Raw genomic sequence first — 12,152 nt, 5'->3', positions numbered from 1 at the left:
CATCATAAAGTTTATATATGGTCATATGTACATTTAACCATATGAAGAATAATGATCTCTGTGAAATTCAATCTAGTAACAATGAAGCAGTTAAAGAAGTCAAATCAAATATGCTCGATGATTCTATCCTATTAGATGTATCAGAGAACTTTAAGATATTTGGTGATCTAACAAGAATCAAGATACTACATGCATTGTATCAAAAAGAACTTTGTGTCTGTGATATATCTGCTGTTCTTGGTGCAAACCAATCAACTATATCCCATCAGTTACGAATTTTAAGGGGAAAAAATCTAGTTAATTTTAGAAAAGATGGCAAAATGGCCTATTATTCACTAGCAGACGAACATGTTGTAAAAATAATAGAAATGGGAGTAGAACATGCCACTGAGTGATATGGACAAAAGCAAAGTAGAATCAGTTGAATCCTGTAAATATTGTTCAGCAAACATATTCGAAGAAAAAGAACCCGAAAACAAATTTAAAGCCATATATATCATTGGAATATCCGCTATAATCTTGATATTAGGTTTATATTTAAACTTCTTTACTGATCAAAAAACTTTTGCATTAATCCTATTTTTAACGGTTGCAATAATTTCAGGATATGAAATAATTCCCAATGGAATTAAAGCACTTATTAAAGGGAAATTCAGTATTAGTTTGTTAATTACAATAGCTGCTATAGGGGCATTTTTAATTGGGGAAGGAGCCGAAGGAGCATCTGTAATATTCTTATTCTATATAGCAGAATACCTAGAAGACTACGCTGGAGAAAGAGCTAGAAAATCCATTGGATCCCTTATAAAACTTGCTCCACAAACAGCCATTGTCAAAAGAGGAGAAAAAAATTTTAAATTACACGCCCATGCAGTAGAAATAAACGAAGTGGTAGTTGTTAAACCTGGAGATAAGATTCCCTTAGATGGTATTGTTATTAATGGTATTTCCACAGTTAATCAATCAGCAATAACTGGTGAAAGTTTACCTGTAATTAAAAAAGAGGGGAATAATGTTTTTGCAGGTACAATAAATGAAGAGGGATATTTAGAAGTAAAAGTAACAAAAACCTCTGATGAAACAGTAATATCAAAAATTATAGAACTGGTTAAAGCTTCACAACAAAAAAAATCAAAAACAGAAGCATTTATAGACAAATTTTCCAATTACTACACACCAGGAGTATTGGGACTTGCAGTATTGGTTACAACCATACCTCCATTTATTTTTGGATTAAATTTTGACACCTGGTTTTACAGAGCCTTAGTATTACTTGTAGTATCCTGCCCATGTGCATTGGCAATATCAACCCCAGTTTCAATGGTTTCTGGGATAACTGCAGGTACAAAAAATGGGGTGTTGATAAAAGGAGGAGAATATATTGAAGAAATGCAGAATATCAAAACTATGGTGTTCGACAAAACAGGAACACTTACAGAAGGTAAGTTAGAGTTAACAGACATAATAGAATTAAATAACTACTCAAAAAATGAATTACTTCAAATTGCAAGTTCATTGGAAGCCAAATCTAAACATCCACTGGCGGAAGCTATAATTAGTTACAGTGAAAAAGAAATTGATTTGAAATTTAAGAAAGTTTACGACTTTGAATCTGTTACAGGAATGGGCATTAAAGGTAATATCGATAATAAAGTGTTTTATATAGGAAAAAAAGGTTTATTTAAAAATAATCCAGAATTTCCTGATAAAATAATAAATAAAATTGAGAACGAAGGCAAAACAACTGTTATGATTGGTGATGACAAACATATTATTGGGTTAATAGGATTAATGGACAAAATTAGACCCCTTTCTAAAAAAACCATTACCATACTTAAAGAAAAGAATATAAGAACCATAATGCTTACTGGAGATAATAAAGGAACAGCTAGAGCAGTATCTTCTGAAATAGGTATAAATGATTATTATTCTGGATTATTACCCAAAGATAAAGTTGAAATTATCAACAAACTAATTGATAAAGATAAACACGTTGCAATGGTTGGTGATGGTGTAAATGATGCACCTGCACTAGCCATATCAAATGTAGGTATTGCAATGGGGACTGCGGGTTCAGATGTAGCTATAGAAACTGCAGATATTGCTTTAATGCACGATGACTTCTCAAAAATTAATTATTTAATAGACTTAAGTAGAAGAACAATGTCCATTGTTAAACAAAACGTTTCTTTATCAATTATTGTTAAGGGGTCATTCGCTATTTTTGCTGTACTTGGATTCGTATCATTGTGGATGGCAGTAGCATTTGGAGACATGGGACTAACCCTGGCTGTTATTTTAAATGCAATAAGAATCGGAACAAACTAAAACAAAAAATTATATAATCTACTAATATTTTTTTTGAATAACTTCAATAAAATTAGAACGAATACACAGGAATAAACAAAGTAGAAATTTTATTTTTTTTTATTGCGTTATTCTCAGTTAAAAATATTGCATTTAATCTAATTTTGATCCAATTAAATACGTGGGCTTTGCATCAGTTATAACAACATCTAAAAATGTTCCAATAATAGCATTTTCAATAATAACTGTTTTATATGAGTTTGTACGTGCAACATATCCACCTTTACTACCTTTATTTGTTACTAAAACCTTCTGTGTTGTTCCAATCAATTCCATATTATTTTCAATTGCAATTTTTTCTTTCAAGTATTTAAGTGCCTTGGAACGTTTCTTCATGGCATTATATCCTATTTCTTTAAGATCAGAAGAGGTTGTACCTGGCCTGTGCATATATTTAGAAATATGTAGAAAATCAGGTTTTATTTCTTGAATTAATTCCATAGTATCTAAAAATGCATCATCATCTTCTGTTGGATATCCCACTATGATATCAGTTGAAATTGAAATATCTGGTATTTCTTCTTTAAACTTTGTTACTATAGCTTTGAATTCTTCTACACTATGGCAACGATTCATATCACTAAGTATTTTATTATTTCCACTTTGAATAGGAATATGCAGAAACTTATAGAATTTATCTCGTTTAAATGCATCAATTATCCCTTCAACATCACCCATCATACTTTTTGGATGCATCATACCCACTCTAATCTTAAAATCACCTTCAATATCTGCAATATGTTTCATCAAATTAGAAAGTGATTCTCCACTATCTTTACCGAATGCTGCTGAGTCCTGTGCAGTTAGTTGTATTTCTTTACATCCTTCAGATACTGCCTGTTCAGCTTCTCTTTTAATCATTTCAATGGAGTAACTCTGAAGACTTCCTCTGGCAAATCTTGTGCAACAGTAACTACACACACCATCACAGCCCTCACATATCTGGATAATATGTATTAAAGGGTTTGAACGTATTTTTGGAAGACAAACCTTTGATTTATTAGAATAACCTGTAGCTCTAACAATATTTCCATCCATAACTGATTTAACTATTTCTGGTGCATTTTGGATTTTATGAGGCCCAATCCAGCTAGCTTCTGGAGCGGCTTTTTCAAGTTTTTCAGGATCTATTTCAACCATACACCCTGAAATTATCAATTTTTTATCTGGAAACCTATTCTTTAACCTTTGAATCTTGGTTATAACCTTCTGTTCAGTAGGATGCTTTACATAACATGTGTTTATAATGATTACATCAGCATCGTCAATAGAACTTGTTAAACTTCCATTATTCTCATTCAATAATCCCGCCATTATTTGAGAATCTGCTTGATTAAATGTACATCCAAATGTATCAATGTATATCTTCATTTTCTTCTTCCTTTTAACTATAGGTCAATTTAACATATGTTATTTAATCGATCAATGAATTATCTAAATATTTTGAGTTAAATTTAAATTAGAAATTTTATTTGGTTTGATTTAATTGAATAATGAAATAAATTAACCTAAACTTTTATATAAAAAATAGGAATACTACCAAGCAATAATTTAGGTTTAATTTACTCTGGCCAACCATGTTCCCCTATCATTGGAACAAAAACAACACCACCAAGATTATGGGACTTGTATTCATTCTCATTGATCCTTGTTAAACAAAGTAACTCTTGAACTGATGTATCCCGACCAATTGGAGTTATCAATCGTCCCCCAATTTTTAACTGTTTTTTTAAAGGCTCTGGTATCTTTGGTGCACTTGCAGTGGCGTATATTCGATCGTAAGGGGCCTGTTCGTTGTATCCGTTGGTACCATCACCCAATATTACAGTAACATTTTTAGAATAACCTGTACGATTTAAATTCTGTTCAGCAGTATTTTTTAAAGTTTCAATTCGTTCAATAGTATAAACATGTCCTTCGGGGCCAATTATCTCTGCCACCACAGCAGCATTATACCCAAAACCGGTCCCTATCTCTAAAACCTTCATACCTTTTTGAAGGCCAAGTTTTTCGCATATAATAGCAACCATATGAGGTGCAGATATTGTTTGACCATTTTTTAAAGGTATTGGCCTATCAAGATATGCATAACTCTTTGTTTCAGGAGTCATGAATTCTTCACGTGGAACCTTTATCATGGCATCTTTGACTATTTCGGAATTTATATATCCCCTATCTGAAAGGTTGGAAACTAATTGTTCTCTATTTTTCCTCATCTGTTTCAACACCATCCAACTTAAATATTTTAGAAGTTAAATCATATTGGTAACGCTTTAAATCATCTCCTGGCCGACCATATACTCTTTTAATCACAAATGCCTTAGCAAAACCCTTTCTCATCTTTCTATCCTGGGTTTTCATGGCTCTTATCTTAAAAAGTACATCTCCTAATTTAACAACATCCCCAATTGTGAATTCAAATTCCCTATCAACTTGAACCTTTCTAGATAGTATTCTTCCACCATAATCGACTGAGATTCCGACACGAGCGGGAGTATCTATATATGTGGCCCATATAGTGTCAATCTCTGAAACAGGACTCACCATTACCCTACCACCTCTCTTATTTTCAATGGAGGTTATCTGAGCCGGACGTCCATCAAGATCTAGAACACCTTCAAACTCCAAAAATTCATCGGGATACAACTTCACCAATGTTTTATGGGATGATTCATATTCACTTACAACAACACGAACATCAACGGGTTTTTCAACTTCTACAGTTTCTCTGAAAATGTTTCCACATTTATTACATTTCAATAAAAGTTCTTTGGAGGTTTTACCCTTGGATTTTAATATTTCGCAGGATTCAGATCCGCAAACAGTACATTTCATTTTCTACTTCCTCAAAATTTGAATAAATTTAAAATATATTATTATTAATTAAATTTTACATATGAATATGATATGTAATAACTCCCATATTAATTTCATTAAACTAAAAACTTTACAAAAAAAATAAAAATTTCCATAAAAATAGTCTAATTTTTTTGATTTATCTTATTTCCAAACTCAGAAAATATTTGTAAATAAACTAATTATAAATATGAATATTAATTAATTATTCTTCGTTAGCTTTAAGGTAATGTTTTACAAGTCCTCCGTTGTTCAAGATGTCCAGCATAAATTGATCAAAAGGTTTTATTATAAATTCTTTACCAGAGGTCTTATTCAATATTATCCCATTTTCAAGGTCTATACACATAATATCTTCACTTTCTGCTTCAACATCGGCTGTTATTACAGGAAGCCCTATATTTATTGCATTTCGATAAAATATCCTTGCAAAAGATTTTGCAATTATTGCGGATATACCTGCATGTTTAAGGGCAACAGGAGCCTGTTCCCTTGACGATCCACATCCAAAATTCCAACCAGCAACAATTATATCTCCTCTTTGAACCTTTTCTGCAAATTCAGGATCTTCTGCTTCCATTACATGCGATGCAAGATCATCAAGACTGAATGTTCTAAGATATCTGCCAGCAATTATAACATCTGTATCAATACTATCCCTAAATTTCCAAACCTTCCCTTCTATCTTTTCCATGACATATCCCTTCATAAAATTTATTCAATTAGTTTTGCACCCTTATTCCTTGCACGAGTATTGATAATTTCTCCACCAACATTTTCAATTGCATCATTTGCTGCACTTACTATATCTTGTTCATTTGTATCTGTAACTGCATAAACAGTTGGACCAAAACTACTCATACCTGCTCCTGCAGCACCGGCATCCCTTAAATTCTTCATTATTTGACCAATACATGGATTTTGGAGTTTATTTTCGATTTTCTTAAAGCCTATATCCTGTATATTATTTATAGATTTTCCAAATGAATCCAAGTCAGATTCTAAAACTGAAGGCATAAGTTTCATTAAAAGTAGATGGGATAATTTTTCAACTTCATGCAATTGTATTGGACAATGGTTTTTAAATGCATCTATTTCCTTTGCACCTGAAACACCTCTCTCCACATCGGGTATCACAAGAATTATTTTCCAATCCATTGGAAAATCATACCTTGCTATTATTGGAGGCGGCGAAGCATTAGAAGCAGATGATGGAAGGAAACTAGGTTTTTCAACACTTTCATGACCGCCATCTACTATGAAACCACCATTTTCAAATGATTCCACACCTATCCCTGATGTGCCCCCTCTTCCTACAATTTTAGCCAGATCGAAAGCCTTTATATCCTTATTATTCATCTTGGAAACAAGTTTAGCAGCAGCAAGGGATAATTGAGTACCTGAACCCAAACCTGAATGGGGAGGATATGCTTCATCTATTGTAAATTTGTATCCACCTTCAATTTCAAGTGCATTCATAATCTTAAGTGTTGATTGTTGAATTTTTAGTGTATAATCCTCAATTATATCTGAGGTCTTATTACTAGATTTAGAAAATAACACTTCAATTCCATCATCTGTTGGTTCAGCTTCAAGATTGAGGCATGGTTTTTCTATAGTGATTCCTACTCCACCGTCTATCCTACCATAGATACCGTTAAGATCTATTAGGGTTAAGTGGAGCCGGGATGGAGTTTCAATTATCAATTAAACAACCAAAAATTTTGTAATTAAATTATTTAGATACTGGTTTAAAAGGTTTAGAAAATTTCTTCTCGATATCTTTTCTGTATATTGCATTCATTGAACAGAAAGGAATTATCCTACCATCAGGTACAGCATAATGAATAACACATCTTCTAACCCTATCTTGGTCGAAATTAAATGGATCCATGAAGTGCATGCACGATACAAGGAGAGTTTTATGATGGAAATCTCCAAGAGATTTGTATGATCTATCTCTGAAAACTGCTGTGAGTATACTTCTTAGATCAATGGAATCTGGTGATTTTGACATGTCAACTGTTTTTGGAAGCGCAACAGTAGCCCTAGCAACAATCTTAGCCTTTGCAACCAATCCACCTTCTTCCATATTTTCGGTACTGTTACTTAAAAGATTAAAAAACCTATCAACATCAATAAACTGAGTAATTGGAATCATTCCACTATCATCAACAAAAACATAGGTAGCAGTACCACAGTGTGGATGGCAAGTAAATGTAACCTGAGCATCCTTCCCATCTATAGCCTCAATAAACTCTGAAACCGGTGTAACACAGCTTGCAGGATAAAAGTCTTCTACTTTTATCTGAGCATCTGTTTGTTCTTCCACCATTCTCTCAAAGTCAGGTACTGTTACACGTTGAGCTTCAACCTCTTCTGCTGGGGTTCTACCTGCAAATGATACTGGCTGGAAGTTTACACCCCTAACAATATCGATATTCTTAGCTGCAAAACGAAGTATATCCCCAATTTGGTCGTGATTAACGCCTTTCAAAATTGTTGGCACTAATACGATTCCCAGATTGGCTTTACGACAGTTTTCAATTGCTGTAAGCTTGATATCTAACATATTTCTATTTCTTAATTTGAGGTAGGGTTCCTCTGTTATTCCATCAAATTGAAGGTAAACCGTATTTAATCCTGCTTCCTTAAGATCTACTGCAAGTGAAGGAAGTCTGGCAAGTCTCATACCATTTGTGGCTATTTGTGTGTGCCTAAATCCTTCTTCCTTAGCAAGTTTTATTAATTCTACAATGTCTTTACGAACTGTCGGCTCACCACCAGCATATTGAATTGCAGGAGTTTGAACTGGTTTGTTATTCCTTAAATTTTGAAGCATTGTTCTTATTTCTTCATAAGACGGCTCATATAATGTTTTTGAAACAGCTGCATTTGCAAAACAAACTGGGCACTTCAAGTTACATCGATTGGTAACATCAATCAATCCTAGAACAGTGTGACTCTCGTGTTCGTCACATAACCCACAGTTTTGAGGGCATTCAGAATCAGCAATTGTCTGAGGATTTTCAATCCCCATACCGACTTTTCCATATTTTTTTGCTTTTTTATAAATATCTGAACTGCTCCAGTATGTATTATTAAATTCACCGTGCTCTTTGCACGTTTTCTTTATCATTATTTTGTCGTTGTCCTCATATACTTCAGCATCTAATACTGTAAGACATTCTGGACACAGACTCTTGGTATTTTTTATAACCATTATCTCACCCATAACGTTATTTAGTAGCTAACATAATTATTATCTTGTTTTAAATTGGAGGTAAACTATGGACTCAAGTGTAGTCAGTGTAATAAATTTATCAGCATATGCTATATACTTTATGTTACCAGCGTACCTTGCCAACGTTACAGCTTTAGCATTTGGCGGTGGAAAACCGCTGGATTTTAATCATGAATTTCGTGACGGTCGAAGAATACTTGGTGATGGAGTAACATGGAGAGGAACATTAATTGGAACATTAATTGGAACCACTGTAGGACTTATTCAAGGGATAATAACTGGAAATGTAATACAAGGAATTTTATTAGGACTTTGTCTTGGTGGAGGAGCGTTAATAGGTGATGCTTGTGGAAGTTTCATTAAACGACGTTTAAAACTTCAAAGAGGGAAACCGGCCCCAATTTTAGACCAACTCGACTTTGTTGTAGGAGCATTAGTATTTGCATCCTTAATAATACCTATACCATTTGAAATGATTGTTATTATATTGGTGATCAGTGTATTTTTACATCTTGGAGCTAACATAATTGCCTATCTTTTGGGCTTGAAAAATGTATGGTACTGATAAAAATATTGATAAAAATTATTAAATTCTTATAATGATTTTAATTATAATAAAAATTATAACGAGTTGTTCTCAAATAACCACATACTTTCAATTTTCAATTGAATAAATGAATATTATTATAATATTTATTATTTTAAAAAGAATTGTCGGGTAATATATTTTTATTAACTTTATTTTTTTCCTTTTTTTGATTCAAAATAATAAAAGCAAATCAATTGCAAATATTATTTGCTCTGAATTACCTTTACAGATGTGTCTAAAAGGGAGTATGTATTCCAAAATGCGTCCCAATAACCATACCATTCAGGAATTTCATATACAAAAACTCCCGCTCCTGTAGATGCTATCGGTATATCAACCTGATTTATTGATGAACTTTGAGCCTTTTCATCTGTTGATCTTTGGTAGTAGTTGAAATTTGTCAGCAATGAGTGAACTGCAGTTCCAAAGGTAACAGATTTAGAATCCATACTAGGAGTTGCAATGTAAAATCCATCACCATATCCCTGTTCATGGTCATGACATATGATTACTAGACTTTCATTGGATTGCTTAATGTCCGGTGTAATGTACTTTGCAACTAAAGCTTGGCCATTTGCACGTCCAATATCAAAATCTGTAGGATTATCCTGTACAGCAACTTGGTAGTTGGTGATCTCCACATTGTGGGTTAATGCATAGAACTTAATAACATATGGAACTACAGTGGATGATAATGTCTCTCGTGGATGCATACCTGTTATCACTGCAATTTTAGTATTAGATTGACCATAATGCGAGTAAACATCCTTAGTTACATAACCTTTACTATCTGAACCAATCGAGGAATGTGAACTTAAATTAACAAATATAATAACTCCAACAATTAATAAGAGTATTATTACCAGAAAATATCTTTTTTTAAGATTCATTTTAATCGTTTCATGTAAAATTTGAATTGTAATTGGATTATGCTTTGTTTATATACTGTTCCATTAATATTGCGGTTCCCACTGCCGGGGCAACTACACAATCTTCCTTTTTTAGTATTTTATCCATTCCAGTGTGTTTGAGCCCTGCTTTTTCACATGCCTTCGCCCCGATAATATCCATTCCAAGACCTGTTGTTACAACATTTGAAAGGTTATTTTGTTTTGATACTTCCAATAATGCTTCAGAAATCCTATTAATCTGTACAGAGTATATATATTCAGCAATAGCCATTATTTCATCGAATTTCAGGATATCTAAATCACCACACACAACTCTTGAAATTCTTCGCATAGACTCTTTAATGGATTTTCCGGCTCCATCCATGGTACTGCACGAATATTCATATTCAGTAATATTTCCAAGTACCATTTGGACATCTGCAGTTATTGCAAATAGTTCAGATGCCACCCTTATCATTGTTCCATCAAGGGGGACTTTTTCAACCAGAGCAGCTACATTTGTTCGTAAAGTTCCGCTATAAACCAGTTCCCCAGTTTTCAGTCTTTCCAGATCCGATCTTCCCGTTGCATGTTCTTGACCGTGTTTAATTGGTATTATATCTGTTGTGGTACTTCCAGTATCTATTAATATACAGTCTGGATCAATTTTAGCTGCAAGAGTTGCTGTTGCAATCCAGTTGGCTGCTGCAACTTTCATTGGATCTTTAATAACATTTGACATTTCTATTATTCCGTTGAGTCCTACAAAACCAACTGGAACATTGAATGTATCAACTGATTTCTGTGCAATATCCAGAACTCCTTCTTTTTTTGTTTTGTATGCATCAACTAGTTCAGCTGTCATGGATACTCCAACTGCATTAATTTCATTGTCCCCTATGAGATCATCCAAAGCTTCTTTTAGCTCGTCCTTCTTCATCCACATTGGTAAATACATAAAATCTGTTTCTATGGAGATAATATTACCAGATTCATCAAAATCAACAATGGCAATATCGGTATTTGCCCCTCCAATATCAAATCCTGCAATTTTCATTTTAAAACACTAACCCTGAGGGTTTTACCCTCCTTATAAAAGTGTACTTGTCCATTTAACTCAATTTCAGTAGGAAGTTCTCCATGAACAGAATTTATTATAGCCTCACCTAAGTTGAAGTTTAATAACTTTCTAAGTGCAACATATGGAGTTGTAACTCTAGAGTTAATCTCAACAACATATACATTATTCTTTTCATCATCAAGTATCATGTCGACACCAACATAACCTCTAAGACCATCAATCGATTCAACTGCATTTTTTGCAGTTTCCATGACAATATCTGATAGCCTATGTTCAAAAGGTACCTTTCCACCATGGTATTTAATTTCACCAGATTCCAAACTTACATCCTGAAGATTTAAGCTCAACGGAATAGCAGTTTCACCATTACTTAACAAACTGACGCTTACATTAACTCCGGAGATATAATCCTGCAAAATAAAATAGGGAAGTTGAGTGTGCATCTTTATTTGATCTTTTGCTGCTATAAATTCATTGAAGGAATTTATAACATTTACACCAGAACATGAAACACCATCAGCTGGTTTTAATACTTTAGATTGTTTATCTGAACCTGTATTGAATTTATCTATTTGTTCTTTGAATTTTTTAATGCTGTCCTCGAAGTAAACCTTTTCAGTTTTTATGATGGAAACTTTATTCTTCAATGCATTGTACGTATCACATTTATTCGTTGTTTTCTTAACAGCATCTGACTTGGAACCAATAACTTCAACATCCTGTTCTTCAATGATTCGTGTGAGATCGTAAAGTAAATTATTTTCTTCAGGTGCTATTGGTATACATGCATCGAATTGTTTAATATTACTACGAATCCAGTCCTTTAAATCTCCAGTAATAGAGATTGACTTGGATTTGAAGGATTTAATGGCTTCAGATCCATTTGGAATCAGGTTATATGTTTTAAATTCATCAAGATCTTCGAGAAGCGCTTGAAGCATTGCACTGCCTTCAGCTGTAATGGATGAATCTTCTAGTTTGTTTAATGTGGCAAATTCAAAAACAAGTATTTTCATTGATTCATTCTCCAATAAAGATAATTAAATTTCCATTTATTCTTTTGTTCTTCATTGGGATAGGAATAAGATAAACTTTTGTATATAAATATTTTGGTTAATTGCAAAT

At 33.1% G+C, this 12,152-nt stretch carries 12 protein-coding genes; 3 read left to right on the top strand and 9 right to left on the bottom strand.

All coding sequences use genetic code 11. The features are described 5' to 3' along the window. Positions 1–17: 17 nt before the first annotated feature. Both DL91_RS02575 and DL91_RS02570 read left to right on the top strand, forming a co-directional pair. Positions 18–395, top strand: a complete 378-nt coding sequence (locus DL91_RS02575) for a metalloregulator ArsR/SmtB family transcription factor (protein ID WP_156095892.1) — start codon at positions 18–20, stop codon at positions 393–395. After that, positions 382–2,328, top strand: coding sequence for a cation-translocating P-type ATPase (locus DL91_RS02570; protein ID WP_048190127.1), 1,947 nt, complete (start codon positions 382–384; stop codon positions 2,326–2,328). The genes DL91_RS02575 and DL91_RS02570 overlap by 14 nt, the downstream gene beginning before the upstream one ends. 132 nt (positions 2,329–2,460) lie before the next feature. Here DL91_RS02570 and DL91_RS02565 read toward each other — a convergent pair whose 3' ends face one another. The 6 genes from DL91_RS02565 to tes all read right to left on the bottom strand — a co-directional run bounded on the left by DL91_RS02565 (position 2,461) and on the right by tes (position 8,446). Further along, complete coding sequence (locus tag DL91_RS02565; RefSeq protein WP_048190126.1) at positions 2,461–3,738, bottom strand: tRNA (N(6)-L-threonylcarbamoyladenosine(37)-C(2))-methylthiotransferase; 1,278 nt, start codon at positions 3,736–3,738, stop codon at positions 2,461–2,463. A gap of 191 nt (positions 3,739–3,929) precedes the next feature. Further along, positions 3,930–4,583, bottom strand: a complete 654-nt coding sequence (locus tag DL91_RS02560) for a protein-L-isoaspartate O-methyltransferase (RefSeq protein WP_048190125.1) — start codon at positions 4,581–4,583, stop codon at positions 3,930–3,932. Next, positions 4,570–5,202, bottom strand: coding sequence for an HVO_0476 family zinc finger protein (locus DL91_RS02555; RefSeq protein WP_048190124.1), 633 nt, complete (start codon positions 5,200–5,202; stop codon positions 4,570–4,572). The genes DL91_RS02560 and DL91_RS02555 overlap by 14 nt, the downstream gene beginning before the upstream one ends. A 226-nt stretch (positions 5,203–5,428) precedes the next feature. After that, a complete protein-coding gene (gene hacB, locus DL91_RS02550) occupies positions 5,429–5,917 on the bottom strand; it encodes a homoaconitase small subunit (RefSeq protein WP_048190123.1) in 489 nt (162 codons plus the stop codon). A 20-nt stretch (positions 5,918–5,937) separates the two neighbouring features. Further along, complete coding sequence (locus DL91_RS02545) at positions 5,938–6,930, bottom strand: beta-ribofuranosylaminobenzene 5'-phosphate synthase (RefSeq protein ID WP_048190122.1); 993 nt, start codon at positions 6,928–6,930, stop codon at positions 5,938–5,940. A 28-nt stretch (positions 6,931–6,958) separates the two neighbouring features. Then, positions 6,959–8,446 carry a tetraether lipid synthase Tes gene (gene tes / locus DL91_RS02540; protein ID WP_048190121.1) on the bottom strand — a complete coding sequence of 496 codons (1,488 nt, stop codon included), beginning with the start codon at positions 8,444–8,446 and terminating at the stop codon, positions 6,959–6,961. Positions 8,447–8,513: 67 nt separating this feature from the next. Here tes and DL91_RS02535 point away from each other — a divergent pair, with 67 nt between their 5' ends. Then, positions 8,514–9,032 (top strand): CDP-2,3-bis-(O-geranylgeranyl)-sn-glycerol synthase, encoded by a 519-nt coding sequence (locus tag DL91_RS02535; protein ID WP_048190120.1) that lies wholly within the window; start codon positions 8,514–8,516, stop codon positions 9,030–9,032. Between the two features lie 227 nt (positions 9,033–9,259). On the opposite strand, the gene DL91_RS02530 is transcribed toward DL91_RS02535, so the two are convergent. From DL91_RS02530 to DL91_RS02520, 3 genes are read right to left on the bottom strand one after another with little or no spacing between them, the layout of a single operon-like run. Continuing rightward, entirely contained in the window at positions 9,260–9,946 is a 687-nt protein-coding gene (locus tag DL91_RS02530; protein ID WP_048190119.1) for a hypothetical protein, read from the bottom strand. A 37-nt stretch (positions 9,947–9,983) separates the two neighbouring features. After that, positions 9,984–11,003, bottom strand: coding sequence for a hydantoinase/oxoprolinase family protein (locus DL91_RS02525; RefSeq protein WP_048190118.1), 1,020 nt, complete (start codon positions 11,001–11,003; stop codon positions 9,984–9,986). After that, a complete protein-coding gene (locus DL91_RS02520) occupies positions 11,000–12,043 on the bottom strand; it encodes an ATP-grasp domain-containing protein (protein ID WP_048190117.1) in 1,044 nt (347 codons plus the stop codon). The genes DL91_RS02525 and DL91_RS02520 overlap by 4 nt, the downstream gene beginning before the upstream one ends. Positions 12,044–12,152: the final 109 nt, after the last annotated feature.

It is taken from the genome of Methanobacterium sp. SMA-27 (assembly GCF_000744455.1).
Taxonomy (GTDB): domain Archaea; phylum Methanobacteriota; class Methanobacteria; order Methanobacteriales; family Methanobacteriaceae; genus Methanobacterium_B.
Note: the sequence above shows the minus strand (reverse complement) of the source record. Positions and strands in the feature narration are given on the sequence as shown.